Source organism: [Mycobacterium] fortunisiensis, from assembly GCF_019050325.1.
GTDB classification, from domain to species: domain Bacteria; phylum Actinomycetota; class Actinomycetes; order Mycobacteriales; family Mycobacteriaceae; genus Mycobacterium; species Mycobacterium fortunisiensis.
In genome coordinates this window covers 1-19105 of the sequence record NZ_VOMB01000018.1, presented here as the reverse complement: position 1 = coordinate 19105, position 19105 = coordinate 1, and the positions used below count along the sequence as shown (strand labels likewise).

The window sequence follows — 19105 nt, the reverse complement described above, 5'->3', positions numbered from 1 at the left end:
TGGCTGATGAAGGGATGAACGGTCGGTCTCGTCTGCGCGGCGGGCTGCGCATCGCCCTGCGCGGGCGTCGTGACCCGGCCCCGGTGGCCGGTCGGCGCAGCCGCACGTCGCCTGGGATGGGCGACGTGCACACCCGCAAGGTCCTCGACCTGACCATTCGCCTGGCCGAGGTGATGTTGTCGTCGGGTTCGGGCACCGCTGACGTCGTGGCCACCACCCAGGACGTGGCGCAGGCCTACCGACTGACCGACTGCGTCGTCGACATCACGGTCGCCACGATCATCGTGTCGGCGCTGCCGACCGCGGACAGCCCACCGGTCACGATCATGCGGGCTGTGCGCACCCGGTCCACCGACTTCACCAGGCTGGCCGAGCTCGACCGGCTGGTGCGGCGGATCACCGCCGGCGGCATCACCGTCGACGAGGCGCATGAGGCCATGGACGAGCTCACCGAGAGCCCGCATCCTTTCCCGCGCTGGCTGGCCACCGTGGGGTGGGCGGGGTTCGCGCTCGGGATCGCGCTCTTGGTCGGCGGCAACTGGCTGACCTGCCTGCTGGCCAGTGTCACGGCCGCGGTGATCGACCGGGTGGGCCGGCTGCTGAATCGCATCGGGACGCCCTTTTTCTTTCAGCATGCGATCGGCGCGGCGATCGCGACGGTGATCGCGCTGGCCGCCTATCAATACACCGGTCACGGACTGAGCGCCCTGGTCGCCACCGGGATCGTGGTGTTGCTGTCGGGGATGACCATCGTCGGTGCGGTGCAGGATGCCTTGACCGGCTATATGGTCACCGCGGTCGCGCGACTCGGTGATGCGGTGTTCCTGTCCGCCGGGATCGTGGTCGGCATCGTCGCGGCGCTGCAGGCCGCGACGCTGCTCGGGATCCAGATCGAGTTGCACGTCAGTGCGCCCGGCACTTTCATCATCCCGGACCGTCCGCTGCCGATCGTGCTGGCCGTGCTCGGTGCGGCCCTGGCCGGCATGTGTCTGACCCTGGCCAGCTACGCGCCGCTGCGGTCGCTGCCGACTGCGGGGCTGGCCGCCGGGCTGGCCGAGCTGACGCTGATCGGCCTGGGCCGGGCCGGGTTCGGTCAGTGGGCGGCCACCGGCGTCGCCGCGATCGGCGTCGGTTTCCTGGCCACGTTGATCTCGATTCGCCGGCAGTCCCCGGCGCTGGTGACCGCGACCGCCGGGATCATGCCGATGCTGCCCGGTCTGGCGGTGTTCTGGGCGGTGTTCGCCTTCGCCGTCGACGAGAACTTCGGGGACGGACTGGCCCACTTGCTGACCGCGGCGGCGACGGCGCTGGCGCTGGGCAGCGGTGTGGTGATGGGGGAGTTGCTCGGCTCGCCGCTGCGTTACCGCGCGGGTCGGATCGGCGATTTCTTCCGCATCGAAGGTCCCCCCGGGGTGCGCCGGGCGGTCGGCCGGGTGGTGCACCTACAGCCCGCTGATACCCCGGTCGCCGGGATACCGCGAGCCGAGAGCGTGCCGCTGGAGGCCCCGCCCGCCGACGAAACCGACGACGCGGACGGCGGTGAGGATCAGGCGGTCAGGTGAACGGCAGGAAATCGCCGTTGATCCAGACCCCCCAGTGCCCGCCGGCCGGCAGGTTCCACCAGACCATGGGGTGGCCCTGCCATGTCTCGGCCGGCTTCTTCGGCGCGTTGGGCGGCGGCGGGAGGCTCGGATCCGGTTCGGCGTTTGCGGTGGCCGTGCCCAGGCCGACTGCGGCTCCGAACACGCCCGCAGCCGCGATGGTCGCCAGGGTTGCCCTTTTCAGGAACATGAATGCCCACCTCGGTGATCGACGAACAATGTGGATACCCGAAGCTTAGCCAATCGAAGCGATCCGTTCAGCACCGGACGGTTAACCTCGTAGCGGTGGGCAACAGTCAGATGCGGGTGTTGATCATCGGTGGCGGTTTCGGCGGGCTGTTCTGCGCCCGTCGGTTGGGCGGCGTCGACGTCGCGGTGACCGTGCTGGACCGCACCGCCGGGCATCTCTTCCAGCCCCTGCTCTACCAATGTGCCACCGGGACATTGAGCATCGGCCAGATCAGCCGGCCGTTGCGCGAAGAGTTCGAGCGGCACCGCAACGTCACCACCCTGCTCGGGGAAGCGGTGGACATCGACCCGCAGGCGCGCCGGGTGACCGCCCGGCGGCCGGACGAGACCACGTTCACCATCGACTACGACGTGCTCGTGGTGGCGGCCGGGATGCGGCAGTCCTATTTCGGCAACGAGCAGTTCGCGCACTGGGCGCCGGGCATGAAGACGCTCGACGACGCACTGCACATCCGGCAGCGGGTGTTCACCGCCTTCGAGATGGCCGAGACCCTACCGCCGGGACCGGAACGCGACGGCTGGCTGACGTTCGCCGTGGCCGGCGGTGGGCCCACCGGGGTCGAGTTGGCCGGCCAGATCCGGGAGATGGCCACCCGCACGTTGGCCAACGAGTTCCACAGCATCGAGCCGGAAGAGGCCAGGGTGCTGCTGTTCGACGGCGGCCAACGGGTGTTGAAGGCGTTCGCGCCAGAGCTGGGGGAGAAGGCGACCAGGTCGCTGCAGAAGCTCGGCGTCGAACTGCACATGGGTGTCCATGTCACCCATGTCGACCGCGACGGGGTGACGATCAGCCCCAAGGCCGGCGGGTCCGACGAGCATTACCCGGCGCGCACGGTGTTGTGGACGGCCGGTGTAGAGGCGGTGCCGTTTGCCCGTCATCTGGCGCAGGTGCTGGGGGCCGAATCCGACCGCAGCGGGAGAATCGCTGTGGGACCTGATCTTTCGGTCGAGGGATATCCCGAGATTTTCGTGATCGGCGATCTCGCCGGCCGTGAGAACCTGCCCGGTGTGGCGGAGAACGCGATGCAGGGCGGCCTGCACGTCGCCTCGTGCATCCGCCGGGAGCTCGCGGGCAAACCCCGTCGCCCGTTCCGCTACCGCGACTTGGGCTCGGCGGCGTATATCGCTCGGGGACAAGCGCTTCTGCAGGTCGGCCCGGTCAAGGTGGCCGGTGTTCTCGGTTGGCTGGCCTGGGGGCTTCTGCACATCGCGTTTCTCACCGGGGTCCGCAACCGGTTCAGCACGGTGGGCACCTGGCTGAGCACCATCGCCCGGGCCAGTCGTTCGCATCGCGCGTTCATGCTCGGCGCCACCGATCTGCCCGATCAGCACTACACCTGGACCGTGTGGGATTCGCCGACCCCGCCTCCGCCGGACGCCCCGGCCGAGCCGTCCTGAGCGGCACGGTCATCGGCTGCGAGCTCGCGTTCGGTGTGCGAGGATGCACGAACGCCGGGCAGAGAGGATCGCTGGATTGATGACCGCAGCGCAGCGCACCGCGCTTTCGGCCAGCGGGGTGAAGCTCGCGATCTCCGGGTTGACCGTGGCCGCGGCGCTCCTGGCCACCGCCGGCCACGCTATCGCTGATCCCGTCGCCGACCCCGGCGTTCCCGGCCCGCCGCCGGCACCCACTGACCCCGCGCTGGCCGCACCGCCGCCCCCGGCGCCGGCCGGTCCACCCCAGGTGCCCGAGATCGCCAACCCGGTGTACGGCTCCGGCCAGTACGGTTCCGGTCCCGTCGGCACCCTGCGGGATCTCTGGCATCAGGCCCACGACCCGTACGGATTCCAGGGAGCCATGGACGCGCCCCAGGGGGTAGCGCCGCCGCCCGGCGCCGGCCCGCCGCCGCCGCTGCCGCCGGGGTATGTGTCGATCAATGCACCCGGCTCGGAGACACCGGTCACCGCGCCCGAACCCGGCACCGGACCGTCGGGTCCGCCGCTACCACCGGGCTACTACTCGCTGAATGGGCCGCCACCGCCGGGATACGAGTACAACTCGCCGGGGCAGCCCCCGGCCCCCGCGCCGCCGGCTCCGGCTCCTTAGGGGGCGAGGCCGCGGGTTGCGGCCAATGCCCCCGGTTCCAGGCGCCTACCTCGGACGCCACCGGTCGCCAAGCCGGCACGTGCTATATCGTTGGCGCAACTGTAGGCGTATCAGTACCGGAGTGAAGGGTGCCGTTGTTGGAGCACACCGCGATGACCCCGTTTTTCGTCAGCACCGATGAGGGATTCGTCCCGAACGACATCGCGCACGGGGGATGGGGCCCGACGCTGGGTGGCCAGGTGGTGGGCGGACTGTTGGCCCGGGCGGTCGAGCAATTGGCCGACGACGCCGCGCTGCAACCGGCCCGGTTCACCGTCGAGATCCTGCGTCGCGTCGCGAGCGCACCGGTGCGGGTCACCGCCTCGGTGGTGCGCTCGGGGTCACGGATGCAGGCCATCGACGCCGCGATGATCCAGGACGGCGAACTGGTGGCGCGCGGGTCTGCGTTGTACCTGCGGCGCGGCACGCAGCCCGACGGGGAGTTCTGGAGCGCCGCGATCGAACTGCCGGAGCTGCCCGAGGAACCGGAGCAGTTCGACGACACCGTACCCATGTTCATCCGGGCCTACGGGCCCGACCCTGACTGGAACGGCCCCGGATTCCCGTGGCAGCAGTGCGGGCCGCGCTACGCCTGGTTGCGCGAGGTGCGGGATCTGGTGGCCGGCGAGGTGCTCACCCCGTTCGTCCGGGCCGCACTGGCCGTCGACGTCACCAGTTCGATGACGAACTTCAGTTCGGCCGGTTTGGCTTTCATCAATGCCGACTACACCCTCGCCCTGAGCAGGCTGCCCGTCGGGCCCTACATCGGGATGGCCGCGCTGACCCACACCAGTGCTGACGGCGTCGCCACCGGCAGTGCCCGCCTGTACGACGCATCGGGCCCCATCGGCACCGGATTGTCCACGGCGATAGCGAATTTCAACTTCAGCCCGAATGGGACCCGCGCCGCAGGATAGCGACGAGAAAGTCGGAGCCGTCGGCGAACGGCCGCAGATCCCACGTAGACAGCAGCAGATCCGGCGTCAGGCCGGCCGCCGCCGCGTCGTCGAAGAAATGCGCGAACTCGTATTCGCGTCCGGCGCCGAATCCGATCACCGCGCGACCGTCGTCGGCCAGGTGAGCCCCCAGCCGGGTCAGCACCTGGACCCGGGTGCTCGGAGCCAGGAAGGTCATGACGTTGCCGGCCGACACGATGATGTCGAACGGATCGGTGATGCCCCGGGCGGGCAGGTCCAGTTCGGCCAGGTCCCCGACCAGCCAGCGCGGGCCGGGGTGGTCCTGCTCAGCGGCCTCGATGAGGGCGGGGTCGACGTCGACGCCGACCACTCGGTGTCCGGCCCCGGCCAGGTAACCGCCGAGCCGGCCCGGACCGCAGCCGGCATCCAGGATGTGCGAGTTGCGGGCCGCCATCGCGTCCACCAGGCGAGCCTCGCCGGCCAGGTCCGCACCGGCGCGCTCCATGGCGCGAAAGCGTTCGATGTACCACTGCGAGTGCCCAGGATCGGCTGCGACCTTTTGCATCCAGATGCTCCGCTCCACCATGTGAGCATTGTCGCAAGCCGATACCGGGGCCCCGGCCGGTGGTGGTGCTCAGCCCTTGGCGTCGAGGATCTTGATCGCGAAGATCAGCGAGTCACCGGGCTGGATGCCGGCGGCGGGCTGGCCCTGCGGGTAGCCGTCGGCGGAGGTCATCGCGACGGCCACGGTGGAGCCGACCTTCTGCCCCGAGATGGCCTTCTGGAAGCCGGGCACGACGCCGGTGAGCGGGAAGTCGACCGGCTCGCCGCGCTCGTAGCTGTTGTCGAACACCGAGCCGTCGCGTCCGTTGACGCCCATGTAGCAGACCGAGACGTTGGCGGTCGGTGCCACCACCGGCCCGTCACCGGCCTTGAGGGTGTGCACCTGGGTCTCGGCGACGGTGAACGGTCCATCGACCTCGACCAGCGGTGCGGTCGAATCGGTGGAACCGGTGACCGCGGCACTGCCGGTGGAACCCGACACGGTCCATTCCGGGGCACCGCTGCTCGGCAGCGCCGTCGGACAGGTGCGCTCCTCGGTCGCCGTCTCGGCGATGGAGGGCGTCAGCACGTCGGCGACCGACGGCGTGCTGGTCGACGATTGGGCCGAGGTGGCCTCGGAGTCAGAGCCACACGCGGCGAGCGCGAGGGTCAACGACGCGGCGCACGCCACGAGCGCAGCGGAGGAGGTCACGCGAAAGGAGTTCATGCCCCGCCACGCTACAGCCGGGCGATGCGACGCCGGCCGATAGGTTCTTCGACGTCGGCACCGCGCACCTGCGGCAATGGGTATCGGCGCACGTCGGCTGGTGTTAGCCTGGTCACAGCCCGGAACCGTCCATCCCATCGGAGGTACGGACGATGGCGAACAATTCCATGGGTGATTTCGTCAGTCAGTTGCGCCCGGCGCTACATCGGCTGCAGGACTGGCCCTATCCAGATCAAATAGATCACACGCTGTTTCGTGCGTTCATGAAGAACCCACACGATGTCGGAGGCGATCCGGACGCGCCCGCGATCTTCGAAGAGAAAGAAGAAGAGGCGTGGGAGCTCAACACGTTTGTCACGTGTGAGGTCCTCGGCTGGCGTGGCATCTGGACGTCCGAGGAGCGCCGACGGCTCGGGAATGTCGATGTCGGGCGGACGGTGTACCACGGCTTCCCCTATTACGGCCGGTGGGTGTGGGCGATCGCCCGCTGCCTCGTCGAGAAAGGCCACATCACGCTGCGTGAGTTGCTTGAGCGGGTGGACGCGGTGCGGACCCGGATGGCCGGTGATGGTCCAGCTGCCCTGGTGGCCGCGCCGCGCGGTGCTGGTGATCCGACGGTGGTCGAGAGGAACCGCCATCACATCGAGGCGCTCGGCAAGGGCGATCCGCAGCAGTTCGCGGGCCAGGCTGGCACCCCCGCCTTCGCTGTCGGAGACCGGGTACGGGTGCGGGATCTGCCGACGATCTTCTACACCCGCACCCAGGAGTACCTGCGTGGCAAGCCCGGGACGATCGCCGAGGTCTCCTACGAAAGCCTGGTACCCGAGGACGAGGCGTTCGACCGCGAAGAGCAGCAGCCCGAGTGGTTCTACATCGTGCGGTTCGAGATGACAGACCTATGGGAGCCCTACGCGGGCTCGGTCGGCGACACCTTGCAAGCCGAGATCTCGGAATTGTGGTTGCAGCCACTCGACTAGCACCCGACACGCCCAACCCGACAACGGAACGGGGATCCGACATGACCAAGGGGCACGACACACCTGAGCGGCACGCGGCACCAATGGTCGAGGAGGTGACAGACTTCGAAGTCCTGGAGATCGCGTTGCGGGAGTTGGCGATAGAAAAGGGCCTGTTCACTGCCGAAGACCACCGGCACTACACCGAATTCGTCGAACAGATCGGCCCGGCGCCGGGGTCCCGGTTCGTCGCGAAGGCCTGGGTGGACCCCGATTTTCGCGACCTTGCACTCGAGGACGCGATCGCTGCCAGCCGCGAAGTGGGAATCGACTGGCTGCATCCGACCGGTTTCGGAACACCCAGTGACTTCACCGCGCTCAAGGTGCTGGCGAATACGCCGACGTTGCACCATGTCATCGTCTGCACGTTGTGTTCCTGTTATCCGCGACCGCTTCTCGGAAACTCTCCCGAGTGGTACCGCACGCCGAACTATCGCCGCCGCATCGTGCGGTGGCCGCGTCAGGTTCTCGGGGAGTTCGGGCTCTTCCTGCCCGACGACGTCGAAATCCGGGTCGAGGACTCCAATTCCAAGCGCCGGTTCTTGGTGCTCCCGATGCGTCCGGACGGAACCGAGGGATGGACGGAGGAGCAGCTTGCCGAGATCGTCACCCGCGACTGCATGATCGGCGTCGCCTTACCCACGCCCGGGGTGACCACGAACGCTCATCGTCCGGTGCACCCAGCGGTGCGTCCGGCCGAAAGTTATTGAGTGACAACGATGGCAGAGGAAGATGACGTCACACTGGTCACGGTACCGGCGTTGGAGCGCATCGCCGGCCGAGGTCAGGTGTGGCCACTGATGGCAGAAAAGTATGGTGTCACCAACCTGGTGCCGCCCTGGAAGTCCAGTCTCGACGGGATGTGCGATGCGCTCGACCACGAGGGTGTGACCCTGCCGCTGCTCACCCGACGAAACGACGAGGACCGGCTCGTACACGAGGTGTACCCGGCACTGCCGTATCCGGAGAATCAGCTTGTCGCACTTAGCCACTCGTTGATTGCCAGGCATGTCATCGATGAGGAGGCGCTGGCCGAACGCATGCGACAGGTCAGGGCCCGGCTCGAAGAGGCCTGACCTTCGCCGGTCAGAAACCTCCGGCTTGTGCTACCCGGGCCAGTGCGAATTGAGCTCCCGCGGCGTCCACGTCGGCCAGCTGGGCGACCCGACGAGGAATCCGCCGGCGAGTGCAGCGACGATCCGCGGACCCCGGACGGTGCTGTTGTCGTAGAACGTGGCCGCGTCGGCCCGCATCGCGGCAGCGGCCACCAGGCTCCAAAGTCGTTGGTAGCGTTCACGGATCTTGTGCTCGGGAACGTCGTGGCCGCCGGCTTGGACCCGGTGGCGTACCCGCAGCACGGCGAGCTCTTCGGGGATCAGCAGGCAATGCAGCATCACGGTGTATCCGGCCGCCTGGGCGGTGTCGATGAGCTCGAGCTTGGAGGGGTGGGAGAACACGGTCTCGGCGATGAACGACTCGCCGAGTTCGATGAGTCGGGACCGGGTGTCGGCGGCGACCAGTGCGGCGTCGTAGGAATGCCGAGCGGGGTCGGCGGGCCAGCGGCGCTTGGCGATCTCGTCGGCGTTGACGAAGGGGCAGCCCGGCAGCAGGGGCGACAGGGTGAGTTCGACGAAAGTGGACTTGCCCGCGCCGTTGCAGCCGACGACGAGATCGAGGCGTTTCACCGGCTGGTGGTGCCGTCCGCGTCAGCGCCGGCGCTCACTGCTGGTGTGCCAGCACCGCGGTGGTGCCGTCGGACCGGTACTGCACGAGCTCACCGTCGCCGTTGATGGCGACGGTGGTGATCCCGCGAGTGGCCAGCGCCGCGCCGTAATCGGTGCGGGCCAGGCTCTCTTCGATGGCGGCGGTGATCTCGGCGTTGAACACCGCACCTTCTTCGGCCGTCAACTCGCGCAGCGGAGTGTCCCCGGCCAGCGCGGACTCCACTTTGCGGCGTGCGGCGCTGTGCTGGCTCGAGACGGCGCGGCCGACTCGAGCCCAGTGGTCGAGCTGCTGTTTGGCCGACCGGCTCTGACGTGCACCTTCAGCAGCGGCGCTGTCCAAGAGGTCGGCGGCGAACCGGGTCACCCGATCTGCGGTGTCTGTCATGGCGCACTCCTTGTAGCAATCTGAAACAAGCGTAGCAAAATGCAACGAGATGCGCCTCGCCACCGGCCTAAACTGGGATTATCGGCGCAGCCGACCTGGCTGCCGCCCCGCCGGCTGAAACTCTGAGGAGCGGGCCATGGTCAGAACTCACACGGTCGTGGCAGGGGAGACGCTGTCTGCACTGGCGTTGCGGTTCTACGGCGACGCGGAACTGTACCGGCTGATCGCCGCGGCCAACGGGGTCACCGATCCCGACGTGATCACTGCGGGGCAGCGGCTGGTGTTCCCCGACTACACGCGCTATTCGGCGCGCCCAGGTGACTCGCTGCCCGCCGTGGCGTCACGTTTTTACGGTCGCGCCGAGTTGTCGCGGCTGATCGCGGCGGCCAGCGGTATCGCCCCGGGCGCCGGAGTCGAACCAGGGCAGCGCCTGATTGTCCCGGAGCTGCGCCACCATCAGGTGGCGCCGGGGGATACGTTGTCGGCGTTGGCTTCACGTTTCTACGGTGACGCCTCGTTCTATCCGCCGATCGCCGCCGTCAACGGGCTGGCGGATCCGGGCGCGCTGCACGCCGGGCAGACACTGGTGATCTTCAGCGGGCGGGGCGATGGCTTCGGACTGCGGATCGTGGACCGTAACGAGAACGATCCGCGCCTGTGGTACTACCGTTTTCAGACCGCCGCGATCGGCTGGAACCCCGGCGTCAACGTGCTGCTTCCCGACGATTACCGCACCAGTGGGCGCACCTACCCGGTGCTGTACCTGTTCCACGGCGGCAACGACGACTTTCGGTCGTTCGACTTCATGGGGGTCCGCGACTGGACGGCCGGCAAGCCGATCATCGTCGTGATGCCCGACGGCGGGCATGCGGGCTGGCACTGCAACCCGGTGACGTCGTTCGTCGGACCGCGGAACTGGGAGACGTTCCACATCGCCCAACTGTTGCCGTGGATCGAGGCGAATTTCCGTACCTACGCCGAGTACGACGGCCGCGCGGTCGGGGGATTCTCGATGGGCGGCTTCGGTGCCCTGAAGTACGCCGCCAAGTACTACGGGCACTTCGCGTCGGTCAGCGCGCACTCTGGCCCGGCGAGCCTGCGCCGCGACTTCGGTTTGGTGGTGCACTGGGCGAACATCACGTCGGCGGTGTTGGATCTGGCCGGCGGCACCGTGTACGGCGCCCCACTGTGGGATCAGGCCAGGGTCAGCGCCGACAACCCGGTCGAGCGGATCGAAAGCTACCGCAACAAGCGGGTTTTCCTGGTTGCCGGCACCAGCCCGGATCCACTCAATTGGTTTGACAGCGTGAACGAGACCCAGGTGCTTGCCGGCCAGCGGGAGTTTCGGGATCTGCTGCGGCGAGCCGGTATCCCACACGAGGCGCACGAGGTGCCCGGTGGGCACGTGTTCCGCCCGGACATGTTCATTCGGGATCTCGACGGAATCATCGCCCGGTTGCGGCCGGCGACACCGTCGGTCGTGTAACGGGCGGGGCGAGGGCGGCACAACCACATCTATCTCACTGTTCCCAATACTCTCAGAAGTAACAGAATTCATTTCCATCACTATTGCCGCATTGGAAACTTAATTACCGGTGGCGTTCAATTGTCACGGTGACCATCCCGAAATATATGAGGCTCGGCGGGTCTGTGCGCACTGGCCGGCCGGCCCCGGAAACCCATCGTCACCTCGGAATATGTGGATGCGGACAGGTGCCTCTGGGTCCTCATCGGCCACATGCGCCGCATAACTATTAAATAAACTCAAAGAAGATAATTAGACTCTCTAGTGCGTGTTTTTAACTTCAACCTCATGGGTAAACTCCGCACCACGAGGGGATTCAATCGCACTTTCGCCCTCGATTTACCGGCGTGCGCTGAGGCGCACGACGTCACGAAGGGATGGACATGCGCGTGCGCAAGGTCGTCACGGTGTTCGTATTCATCGGTGCGATCGCCCTGGCGCAGATGGTCTTGACAGTGCCCAACGCCGGCGCGGAGCCGAACTGGGATGCGATGGCCCAGTGCGAATCGGGCGGGAACTGGGCAGCCGATACCGGTAACGGGTTCTACGGAGGATTGCAGTTCACGCCGGCCACCTGGGCTTCCCACGGCGGCACGGGTTCACCCGCAGCCGCCTCCCGTGAAGAGCAGATCGCAGTGGCGCGCAACGTGTTACAGACGCAGGGCCTCGGAGCGTGGCCGGTCTGCGGCGGACCGATCGGCATGGCCACCGGGACCTGTCGCCAACTGGTGGCGTGGATCCCGCTCGCGCATCTGCCGCGTCTGTGTACCTTGGCGCTCAATCCACTGGCCTGAGACCGCGCTGCCGCGGGCGCACTCCGAAAAAGTCTTGGACAGCACCGAACTCGTTCTCAGCAAACCCTCAGTACGGGCCTGCACCATCGATGCAGGCGCCATGCGGCGCAGATATGCCAGTGTCGCAAGGAGAAACAGCGAGAATGAGTCAATGGTCGGGGAGTTCATCAAACAGTAGCAACGCCGACTGGGCGCCGAGGCCCGAGTCACCGCAACAGCATCCGAGTCCCTGGAGCCGCGCGGGGTACCGGGATCCTCAGCCTGCTTACGGTTTGCACCCCGACACGTCTGGGATGTCGGGGGCGACGCACACTTTCGAGGTCCCACCGGCACAGGCGAATCCGCACCCGAAGCGCAAATCGCGGGTGGGCCTGCTGATGGCAGGTACCGCGGTGGTGGCCATGGCGAGCGGAGCCGCAACCGCGGTTGCGCTGGTCGATCATTCCGACCAGGCCACACCGGTGGCACAGGCGCCGGCATCGAGTCACATCGGACAGCAGGCACCGGTCCCACCGCGCACCGCGGCGCCGATGGGCTCGGTCGAGGAAGTCTCGGCGAAAGTGCTACCGAGCGTGGTGAAGCTGCAGGTCGAAACGGGCCAGGGGCGAGAGGAAGGGTCCGGCATCGTGTTGAGTGCGGACGGCCTGATCCTGACGAACAACCACGTGGTGGCCTCGGCCGCACACGGCGCCGGAGCGCGGGGACCGCTGGCTGCCGAGGCTCCCCCCGGCGAGCTGTTCCCGGGGCTACCCCGCGGTCTGTTCCCGGGCGGGTCCCCGGCCAACCCGTCGGGCCGGACCGACAGCGGGGTGCGGGCGACGGTGACCATGTCCGACGGGAGCACCGTGCCGTTCACCGTCATCGGCACCGACCCGGACGACGACATCGCAGTGGTGAAGGCGCAGAACGTATCCGGACTCACCCCGGTCACGATCGGATCGTCCAAGGATCTGAAGGTCGGCCAGAACGTCGTCGCCATCGGCTCGCCGCTGGGGCTGCAGGGCACGGTGACCACCGGCATCATCAGTGCCCTCGGCCGTCCCGTGGTCACCGGCGACGGGCAGAGCGGCCAGCACTCGGTGATGAGTGCCATTCAGACCGACGCGGCGATCAACCCCGGGAACTCCGGCGGCGCGCTGGTGGACATGAACGGTGACCTCATCGGGGTGAACTCGGCGATCGCCTCGCTCAGCAGCGGTTCCGGTGCTCCGGGCGGTGGGCCGGCCGGGTCGATCGGCCTGGGCTTTGCCATCCCGGTCGATCAGGCCAAACGGATTGCCGATGAACTGGTTTCGACCGGAACCGTCCGGCACGCCTCGCTGGGGGTGCAACTCGCCGGCGCTGACACCGACGGGGCAACTGTTGCCGGTGTCGTCGAGGGTGGACCGGCGGCGGCCGCCGGACTGCCCGAAGGTGTGGTGATCACCAAGGTCGATGACCGGGTGATCGACGGTCCCGATGCTCTGGTGGCGGCAGTGCGCTCCAAAGCACCGGGAGACACCGTCACCCTCGGCTACCAGGATCGGTCGGGCGCTGCTCAGACCGTGCAGGTCACCCTCGGTCAACTCCCGTCATGAGGCCGAGACCCCAAGCCGCCGGTCAGTAATCCCAAACCGCCGGAACACAGCGGAAGGCGTCGCCGACCGCCGCCACCCGGCACACCGAGGGGAACGGCAGGTGTGTGGCGACCAGTTGCTCACCGGTCGCCGCCACCTCCCGCAACAGACGCCGCCGGACGCGGGCCGCATCCTCGGGATCATGTTCGAATCCGTTCTGCCACTCGGGATTGTCGAATCCCGGCGCGAACACCGCATCTCCGGCAAAGGTCAGTTTCTCGCCGCGGGATTCCAGCCGGACGACGCTGTGTCCGGGGGTGTGACCGCCGGTGCGGCTGACGAGAACTCCCGGCGCCACCTCGTATTCCGTCTCGAATGTCCGTAGCCGGCTTCGGTATTCGTCGAGGAACCGCGATGCGACCGAGCGCAGCACGTCTGGTATCGGTTGCGGCATGACGGTGTGGGAGAAATCGGGCGCGGCCCAGAACTCGGCCTCGGCAGTGGACGCGTGGACGCGCAAATCGGGCCGCAGCCGGTCTTTCAGCCCCTCGGTCAGCAGCCCGCCGACGTGGTCCATGTGCATGTGGGTGAGTACCACGTCGGTCACCGCGGCGAGGTCGACACCGGCGGCCTCGAGTCGCATCACCGTCTGCCCCGCGCGCGGGAAGTCCGGAAATTCCAACCCCAAACCCGCGTCCACCAGGATGGTCTGGTCACCGCTGCGAACCACGATCACGTTCAGCGGCCAGTCCACCACTTCCGGCGGCAGAAAGTTGTCGTCGAGCCAGCCCACCAGGTCCGCGGGCTCGGCATTGGTGGCCAGCGTCGAGGCGGTGATCGGCAGGACCCCGTCACTGATCACCAGCACCTCGATATCGCCTATTTGCACGGCGTAACGCGAGGGAACCAACTCGTCCAGCCCGGTGGCGCCAAGGTGTGAAATGTTGTCCACGCTCATGTTTCTCTCTTCCTGAGGGCTCGCCCGAAGGCGCGGTGGAAATACCTGTCGCTCCGCAGAACGCCCGGTGCCCGCCGAAACTATCCAGCGGGCGGATCCGTCTCGGTGACCAGGAGTTGTTCGACCGCGCGAAGAAGTCGACCATGTACTGTGCGATCGCTCCGGTCGGCACGCTGTTTCTGCGGGATGACCGCACCGGCTTCTATTTCGATCAGTACACCGATGCCCTTGGCCGCCACATCGATCGCGACGCGCGGGTCTGTGTCATGGCGGTGGACAGCGGACGTGGGTTCTGGCTTCGTTCGCTGCTGGCCGGCCGGTTCATCGGCGCCCCGGCAGTGCGGTTGTACGGCACCGCCGGGGCGCTGCGGCCCGCGACACACGCAGAGCTCGAGCAGGTCAGGCGGAATGTGCGGGCTCCGTCCCGTGCGGTACCCCGTCATGATGTCGCATCTGTGGCAGGGCGTTTCCTGAGCCCGTCTGGACATGAGAGCTGCTGTGCAGCAGGAGTTCTCACGGTTTTTCGACGGGTACGGCAAGGTGTCCGGACCGGTTGACACGGCGGTGCCATTTTGGTGCATCGAGGGGCCCGCCGGCGGTGCGAGACTGAGGTGTGGCCACCCTGACCCCAGAAGAGATCGCTCATGTCCGTTACCTCGCACAGGACGTGATGCGCAGGCATGGAGTCGACACCGTTGCCGGTATCGATGACACCGACCTGATCGATGTCACCGGAAACCGCTATGACCTCGCCGAAGTGCTGCGCACCTGCGAACGTCATCAGCCGCACGAATGGCCGGATGTGGTGGCGGATTTCCTCACCTCGGAAGTTGTCCCCGACGCGTGGCCGTTCGACGATGCCGCTGATGGTTGGGCCATGGTGCCCGAGGCCGCGGCGGCGGTCACCGCGCCGCAGAACATGTCGTGGTCAGAGCTGTCCGATCGACTGCGCAGCCGGGTTCAGACGACGGGCTGGATGGACCAGTACGCCAGCACTGTCGAGCAGTACGTGGCAGACGCCGCAGCAGACGACGTCACGACGCACCCCGGGGATTCGACGTTTCGTTATGCGCGACGGCTCGCCCCGGGGTTGATCGAGGTCATGTACCTCGATTACCCCGAAACCGTGGTGCCGCTATCCGACGCGCTGTTGGTTCCGGATCAATTGGTGCAGATGTGGGAGGCCGCGCGCCGCAACACCGCGCTGGAGCCGGTGGCGGCGGCCCAGTGGCATCCCGCTCTGGGCGACGGCGCGGATTACCTCACCGTGGGTGGTGATTCATTGTTCACGGCGTCGAAGCTGGCCGATGTCGAGACGCTGGCGGGGAGCCTGGGATTGGACTCCGGGCGGACGCTCATTTTCGCCGCGCCCTCGGCATACGAGTTACTGTGCCATCCGCTCGATTCGTTGGATGTCGCGGCGAACGCGCTGGCACGCATGTGCGCAGCGGCGTGGCATTCCTACCGCGAGGCGGGCGGGCTGACGCCGAATCTCTATGTGTGGGAGAACGGACGGCTCGAGGTCTTGGCGATCGTCAACGGCAACGACAGCGGGGAGCCGGAGTTCTACCTCAACGTCGCCTCGGGCCTCGGCGAGGCGCTGCATCAGTTGTTCGACGAGCGGCTACACGATTTCGACGCCTCGGCCTTGGCCGAGGGTGCGGCCGAGAGATTGATCCGCTCCCGCGTCATCAGTGAAACACATTGGCGAGCAGCACAATTGGCTGGTATTCAGCGTAACTACGCGTGGCCGGTGGCCGGCGGGCTCGTGGAGGTTCTGGCATTTGCCACACCCGGTGGTGACGTTCCCTTCGTCGACGAGCATTCAGTGGGCGCTACCATGTGGGCGCTACGAGCCGCCGGCCGCCAGAATGCCGCGGCCGAGTCACGCATCGATCTGGAGTTCATCGATGTCGGTACCGATCTCGGGTATCACACCTTGCATGCCACCTCCCTGGCCGACCGTGCCGCCGAACCTCGCCAGCTGCTGGCCGAGATATTCGGCGATGCCGGCCCCGCGTTGCTGGCGTTTCCCTACCGCGATCTGGTGTGCGTGCACCACTACGTGAGCGACGACGAGCTCGACCTGGTGATCCCGGTCCTGCTCGGTGCCGCGAAACACAAGGTGTTCACGCCCGTGCCGGTATCACCCGATGTGTACCTTTGGGACGGCGAAAAGCTGTGTCGTTTCGCCTATATCGACGACGACGGCGGGCACGTCTGGATTCCACACCACAGCATCGGCAAGAACAGCCTGTATTGGAGCTATGGGCGGTGATCAGGCCGCCACGTCACGGCTCTGCGACCACGGACAAGGCCCTTTCAGGGCATGCCTCAGCACCGGCAACCGCTTCGGCAAACTGCTGTTGGGTGATGCTCGTCGGAGGTACGCAGTAGCCCTCGTCGGTGAGGTCGTAAACGTCGGGGGCCGTGGCATGGCAGAGTGCGTGCCCGGCGCAGTGGCTTTCGTCGAAGTTGATATGGGGCATCACAGCACCTCGGTGGGGAGGGCTGGTTTACGTGGGCCGGGGGTGAACCTGATGGGGAGCTTCCGTGCCGCATAGACATTGCCTGCGTTCTCGAATCGAACGATCTGTCCCGCCAATTCGAAGTCGGGGAGACGTTCGAGGATCTCGGAAAGCATCTCCTGGAACATCATGCGCGCGATGTGCGAGCCGAGACAGCGATGGATTCCGACGCCGAAGGCCATGTGCCGTCGAGAGTTCGGGCGGTGAAAATCGATCCTGTCGGGGTCCTCGAAAACCGCTGGGTCGCGGTTGGCCGCACCCCACATCAACATCGCACGCTCGCCTGCCTTGAGCTGTTGGCCATGAAACTCGGTGTCTCGTGCGATTTCTCGGCCCAGCCCGAGTGTGGGCGTCGAGTGGCGCAGGAATTCCTCGGTCGCGATCTCAAGCCGATCGGGGTGGTCGATGAGTTGTCGGCGGAGTTCGGGCCGCTCCATCAGGCAGATGAGAGCATTACCGGTGAGGCCGCTCGTGGTGTCCATGCCACCGAGCATCATCATGAATGTATACATGGTGACCTGCATGTCGTCGAGGGGCACGCCGTCGAGCGAGCCGGCCAGGATGGCGCCGAAAACGTCGTCGGCGGTTTCGCCGCCGGCGCGGCGTTCCCGGATGTGCGTGCCGATCTCGCTCATCAGGTCGACGCCCGCCGCAGCGGCGGCCGCGTCGTCGCTGGCGATGTTGTGGACAAACGTATGTACCCAGTTGACCCAGTGCCGATACTTCGATTCGTCGAGGCCGAGCATGTGCAGGATGAGCTTGGCGGGCAACGGGCTGGTGAGTTCTTCGATGATGTCGCATTCACCACGTTCGATGAATTCGTTGACCATCTCCACGGCCATCTGTCGGGCTCGGGGTCGGAGCCGCTCGGCAGCGCCGGGGGAGAAGTGTCTGAGGGTGATGCTTCTCCATTGAGCCGTGTGCGGCGGATCGGATTCGATCGGTGGAATCGGGAACGGTGACGGTGCTGGGGGCACCCCGATCGACGGATACGAGCTGAAGGTGGCGTCGTCTCGGGCCGCGTCGAACACCGATTCGTAGCTGACCAACGACCAGAAGCCGCCGTAGAGATCGGACCGCTGCAGTGGGCACGAACTCCGCATCGCGTCGAAAGTCTCGTACGGTGCCTGTGCGAATTCGGGTGAATGGTGGTCGAACTGCCGGAACTGCTCTGCGCAGATGGAACCGTCCTGGTGGATGGTCATGACCGGTCTCCTTGCCGTGGGGCTCTCGGCGCTCGTGGCTCGCGAACTACACTTCTACCAATACTGTAGTTCGCGCCCGGGTGCAGCGGTTTTCGCAGAATTTGTTCAGGCGGGAACTCACGTCGCCCTCGGCACCGCGGCGTCGGAGACGTTGCGCAGCCACGTCGGCAAGCCGGTTGGATAAATCCGCGTTCTACGGTGCCAAGCACCGCGGCAGGAAAGCCTGCAGAACTGCTTCGTCGCCACCGGCATGCGGGTCGGGGGGATCCATGGTCAAGCTGATGCAGATCCGAACGATCCACTGCGCCAATGCATCTGGAGTGAGATCGGAGCGGATCTGGCCAGCGGCGGCAGCACCTGCAAGCCGGTGGCCGATCGCCTCGCGGATGCGGGTCTGCCAATCCTCGGACGCCGCGGCGATCGCCTGCGTGTGGGGGAGTTCGTTGCGGTTGATGAGCACCTGCATCGGGGGCAGGCCACGTGCCACCTCGATGCCGACCACGCACGCGTCGATGAGCTTGTCCAGGAAGGGTTTATCGCTGTCCCAATAAGGCTGGGCGGAATCGAGAACGATGCCGGCAGCACGAATGTACGAGGCGGCCAGTACCTCGTCGCGGCTGCTGAAGTAGTTGTAGACGGTCGTGCGGTGGACGCCGGCCCGGGCGGCGATATGCGACATTTTTGTTCGGCTGGGCCCGATTTCGGCGTAGCACTGTTCCGCAGCGTCGAGGAGTCGGTCTCGCGCCTCGGCGTCGTCGGCAGGCAGGTCGGCGCCCCAGGCGGGTGCCCGTCGTGTACCGACGTGCGGTGACTGGTGCGCTGGCACTTGTCGATCATATCGAGACGAACGCGCAGCAGACGTTACGTCGGTGACGTGCATGCACAGTTGTGACGAGGGTCTCCCGGCGGGCACGATTTGATGTTTGCCGCACTGGGCCTCCAGCAGTTGCGGTCGTCTCCGGTTGTTTGCGAGAGTTCTGCTCGCTCACACGCTGGCTACGTCTTCGCGGACTTCGCGCATCGCTGACTGGCTGCGTCAACTAGTCGGAGGTTGGTGCGTGGCCTCGTTCATCGCAACCGCGCGGGACCGCGCCAAACGCTGGCAGCACAACCCGCCGTACAAGACGGCCTCTGTGGGAATGATCGTCGTGCTGGCTTCGGTCCTGACGTTGACGTGGATGCAGTTCCGCGGGACGTTCGAGGAAAAGACGCAGCTGACGGTGTTGTCGGGGCGGGCTGGTCTGTCGATGGATCCGGGTTCGAAGGTGACGTTCAACGGTGTGCCGATCGG

At 66.7% G+C, this 19105-nt stretch carries 20 protein-coding genes and 1 pseudogene; 12 read left to right on the top strand and 9 right to left on the bottom strand.

What is annotated here, in order from left to right; genetic code table 11:
- Positions 1 to 14 precede the first annotated feature (14 nt).
- Positions 15 to 1562, top strand: a complete 1548-nt coding sequence (locus FR943_RS14945; RefSeq protein ID WP_308170566.1) for a threonine/serine exporter family protein — start codon at positions 15 to 17, stop codon at positions 1560 to 1562.
- Here the strand turns inward: FR943_RS14945 and FR943_RS14940 are convergent.
- On the bottom strand, positions 1555 to 1791 hold the full coding sequence (locus FR943_RS14940; protein WP_217158520.1) for a hypothetical protein: 237 nt from the start codon (positions 1789 to 1791) through the stop codon (positions 1555 to 1557). The genes FR943_RS14945 and FR943_RS14940 overlap by 8 nt on opposite strands.
- Before the next feature lie 110 nt (positions 1792 to 1901).
- Here FR943_RS14940 and FR943_RS14935 point away from each other — a divergent pair, with 110 nt between their 5' ends.
- From FR943_RS14935 to FR943_RS14925, 3 genes are all read left to right on the top strand, one after another.
- A complete protein-coding gene (locus FR943_RS14935) occupies positions 1902 to 3248 on the top strand; it encodes an NAD(P)/FAD-dependent oxidoreductase (protein WP_217158592.1) in 1347 nt (448 codons plus the stop codon).
- Positions 3249 to 3327: 79 nt separating this feature from the next.
- The gene (locus FR943_RS14930; protein WP_217158518.1) at positions 3328 to 3897 is read left to right on the top strand and encodes a hypothetical protein; all 570 of its coding nucleotides are present in this window, start codon (positions 3328 to 3330) and stop codon (positions 3895 to 3897) included.
- Between the two features lie 152 nt (positions 3898 to 4049).
- Entirely contained in the window at positions 4050 to 4853 is an 804-nt protein-coding gene (locus tag FR943_RS14925; RefSeq protein ID WP_217158590.1) for a thioesterase family protein, read from the top strand.
- Here FR943_RS14925 and FR943_RS14920 read toward each other — a convergent pair.
- Both FR943_RS14920 and FR943_RS14915 read right to left on the bottom strand, forming a co-directional pair.
- Complete coding sequence (locus tag FR943_RS14920; RefSeq protein ID WP_217158516.1) at positions 4822 to 5439, bottom strand: class I SAM-dependent methyltransferase; 618 nt, start codon at positions 5437 to 5439, stop codon at positions 4822 to 4824. The two genes, FR943_RS14925 and FR943_RS14920, sit on opposite strands and share 32 nt — an antisense overlap.
- Before the next feature lie 48 nt (positions 5440 to 5487).
- Positions 5488 to 6123 carry an FKBP-type peptidyl-prolyl cis-trans isomerase gene (locus tag FR943_RS14915; protein ID WP_217158514.1) on the bottom strand — a complete coding sequence of 212 codons (636 nt, stop codon included), beginning with the start codon at positions 6121 to 6123 and terminating at the stop codon, positions 5488 to 5490.
- Between the two features lie 152 nt (positions 6124 to 6275).
- Here FR943_RS14915 and FR943_RS14910 point away from each other — a divergent pair, with 152 nt between their 5' ends.
- Genes FR943_RS14910 through FR943_RS14900 form a run of 3 tightly spaced genes read left to right on the top strand, consistent with a single transcriptional unit; the run spans position 6276 to position 8215 of the window.
- Complete coding sequence (locus tag FR943_RS14910) at positions 6276 to 7100, top strand: SH3-like domain-containing protein (RefSeq protein ID WP_217158512.1); 825 nt, start codon at positions 6276 to 6278, stop codon at positions 7098 to 7100.
- A 41-nt stretch (positions 7101 to 7141) separates the two neighbouring features.
- Positions 7142 to 7849: a thiocyanate hydrolase subunit gamma gene (gene scnC, locus FR943_RS14905; protein ID WP_217158510.1), complete on the top strand. Its 708-nt coding sequence runs from the start codon at positions 7142 to 7144 to the stop codon at positions 7847 to 7849.
- 9 nt (positions 7850 to 7858) lie between these two features.
- Positions 7859 to 8215 (top strand): thiocyanate hydrolase, encoded by a 357-nt coding sequence (locus FR943_RS14900; protein ID WP_217158588.1) that lies wholly within the window; start codon positions 7859 to 7861, stop codon positions 8213 to 8215.
- A 30-nt stretch (positions 8216 to 8245) separates the two neighbouring features.
- On the opposite strand, the gene FR943_RS14895 is transcribed toward FR943_RS14900, so the two are convergent.
- Together FR943_RS14895 and FR943_RS14890 are read right to left on the bottom strand one after the other, a co-directional pair.
- Positions 8246 to 8824 carry an ATPase gene (locus FR943_RS14895; RefSeq protein ID WP_217158509.1) on the bottom strand — a complete coding sequence of 193 codons (579 nt, stop codon included), beginning with the start codon at positions 8822 to 8824 and terminating at the stop codon, positions 8246 to 8248.
- 34 nt (positions 8825 to 8858) lie between these two features.
- Entirely contained in the window at positions 8859 to 9248 is a 390-nt protein-coding gene (locus tag FR943_RS14890; RefSeq protein ID WP_217158508.1) for a TA system antitoxin ParD family protein, read from the bottom strand.
- A gap of 136 nt (positions 9249 to 9384) precedes the next feature.
- Between FR943_RS14890 and FR943_RS14885 the strand changes: the two genes are divergently transcribed.
- From FR943_RS14885 to FR943_RS14875, 3 genes are all read left to right on the top strand, one after another.
- Positions 9385 to 10734 carry an alpha/beta hydrolase-fold protein gene (locus tag FR943_RS14885; protein WP_217158507.1) on the top strand — a complete coding sequence of 450 codons (1350 nt, stop codon included), beginning with the start codon at positions 9385 to 9387 and terminating at the stop codon, positions 10732 to 10734.
- 422 nt (positions 10735 to 11156) lie between these two features.
- On the top strand, positions 11157 to 11567 hold the full coding sequence (locus FR943_RS14880; protein ID WP_217158506.1) for a transglycosylase family protein: 411 nt from the start codon (positions 11157 to 11159) through the stop codon (positions 11565 to 11567).
- A 377-nt stretch (positions 11568 to 11944) separates the two neighbouring features.
- Positions 11945 to 13144, top strand: coding sequence for a S1C family serine protease (locus FR943_RS14875; protein ID WP_372448151.1), 1200 nt, complete (start codon positions 11945 to 11947; stop codon positions 13142 to 13144).
- Positions 13145 to 13166: 22 nt separating this feature from the next.
- Here the strand turns inward: FR943_RS14875 and FR943_RS14870 are convergent, their stop codons facing one another.
- Positions 13167 to 14081, bottom strand: a complete 915-nt coding sequence (locus tag FR943_RS14870) for an MBL fold metallo-hydrolase (protein ID WP_217158501.1) — start codon at positions 14079 to 14081, stop codon at positions 13167 to 13169.
- A gap of 613 nt (positions 14082 to 14694) precedes the next feature.
- On the opposite strand from FR943_RS14870, the gene FR943_RS14865 reads away from it, so the two are divergent.
- A complete protein-coding gene (locus tag FR943_RS14865; RefSeq protein ID WP_217158499.1) occupies positions 14695 to 16359 on the top strand; it encodes a hypothetical protein in 1665 nt (554 codons plus the stop codon).
- A gap of 13 nt (positions 16360 to 16372) precedes the next feature.
- Here FR943_RS14865 and FR943_RS14860 read toward each other — a convergent pair whose 3' ends face one another.
- The 3 genes from FR943_RS14860 to FR943_RS14850 all read right to left on the bottom strand — a co-directional run bounded on the left by FR943_RS14860 (position 16373) and on the right by FR943_RS14850 (position 18640).
- Positions 16373 to 16570, bottom strand: coding sequence for a ferredoxin (locus FR943_RS14860; RefSeq protein WP_217158497.1), 198 nt, complete (start codon positions 16568 to 16570; stop codon positions 16373 to 16375).
- Positions 16570 to 17451: a cytochrome P450 gene (locus FR943_RS14855; RefSeq protein ID WP_308170564.1), complete on the bottom strand. Its 882-nt coding sequence runs from the start codon at positions 17449 to 17451 to the stop codon at positions 16570 to 16572. Before FR943_RS14855 ends, FR943_RS14860 begins: the two co-directional genes overlap by 1 nt.
- A 556-nt stretch (positions 17452 to 18007) precedes the next feature.
- Positions 18008 to 18640: a TetR/AcrR family transcriptional regulator gene (locus FR943_RS14850; RefSeq protein ID WP_308170563.1), complete on the bottom strand. Its 633-nt coding sequence runs from the start codon at positions 18638 to 18640 to the stop codon at positions 18008 to 18010.
- Positions 18641 to 18872: 232 nt separating this feature from the next.
- Between FR943_RS14850 and FR943_RS14845 the strand changes: the two are divergent.
- Positions 18873 to 19105: pseudogene (locus FR943_RS14845) on the top strand (MCE-family protein MCE1A); the annotation flags it as partial.

What these genes read in the sequence shown, in the direction of transcription:
- FR943_RS14940 (WP_217158520.1), bottom strand. Translation starts at nt 1,791, where the DNA reads ATGTTCCTGAAAAGGGCAACCCTGGCGACCATCGCGGCTGCGGGCGTG.
- FR943_RS14930 (WP_217158518.1), top strand. Translation starts at nt 3,328, where the DNA reads ATGACCGCAGCGCAGCGCACCGCGCTTTCGGCCAGCGGGGTGAAGCTC.
- FR943_RS14920 (WP_217158516.1), bottom strand. Translation starts at nt 5,439, where the DNA reads ATGGTGGAGCGGAGCATCTGGATGCAAAAGGTCGCAGCCGATCCTGGG.
- FR943_RS14900 (WP_217158588.1), top strand. Translation starts at nt 7,859, where the DNA reads ATGGCAGAGGAAGATGACGTCACACTGGTCACGGTACCGGCGTTGGAG.
- FR943_RS14925 (WP_217158590.1), top strand. Translation starts at nt 4,050, where the DNA reads ATGACCCCGTTTTTCGTCAGCACCGATGAGGGATTCGTCCCGAACGAC.
- FR943_RS14890 (WP_217158508.1), bottom strand. Translation starts at nt 9,248, where the DNA reads ATGACAGACACCGCAGATCGGGTGACCCGGTTCGCCGCCGACCTCTTG.
- FR943_RS14870 (WP_217158501.1), bottom strand. Translation starts at nt 14,081, where the DNA reads ATGAGCGTGGACAACATTTCACACCTTGGCGCCACCGGGCTGGACGAG.
- FR943_RS14875 (WP_372448151.1), top strand. Translation starts at nt 11,945, where the DNA reads ATGGCAGGTACCGCGGTGGTGGCCATGGCGAGCGGAGCCGCAACCGCG.
- FR943_RS14855 (WP_308170564.1), bottom strand. Translation starts at nt 17,451, where the DNA reads ATGGCCGTGGAGATGGTCAACGAATTCATCGAACGTGGTGAATGCGAC.
- FR943_RS14885 (WP_217158507.1), top strand. Translation starts at nt 9,385, where the DNA reads ATGGTCAGAACTCACACGGTCGTGGCAGGGGAGACGCTGTCTGCACTG.
- FR943_RS14945 (WP_308170566.1), top strand. Translation starts at nt 15, where the DNA reads ATGAACGGTCGGTCTCGTCTGCGCGGCGGGCTGCGCATCGCCCTGCGC.
- FR943_RS14880 (WP_217158506.1), top strand. Translation starts at nt 11,157, where the DNA reads ATGCGCGTGCGCAAGGTCGTCACGGTGTTCGTATTCATCGGTGCGATC.
- scnC (WP_217158510.1), top strand. Translation starts at nt 7,142, where the DNA reads ATGACCAAGGGGCACGACACACCTGAGCGGCACGCGGCACCAATGGTC.
- FR943_RS14860 (WP_217158497.1), bottom strand. Translation starts at nt 16,570, where the DNA reads ATGCCCCATATCAACTTCGACGAAAGCCACTGCGCCGGGCACGCACTC.
- FR943_RS14915 (WP_217158514.1), bottom strand. Translation starts at nt 6,123, where the DNA reads ATGAACTCCTTTCGCGTGACCTCCTCCGCTGCGCTCGTGGCGTGCGCC.
- FR943_RS14935 (WP_217158592.1), top strand. Translation starts at nt 1,902, where the DNA reads ATGCGGGTGTTGATCATCGGTGGCGGTTTCGGCGGGCTGTTCTGCGCC.
- FR943_RS14910 (WP_217158512.1), top strand. Translation starts at nt 6,276, where the DNA reads ATGGCGAACAATTCCATGGGTGATTTCGTCAGTCAGTTGCGCCCGGCG.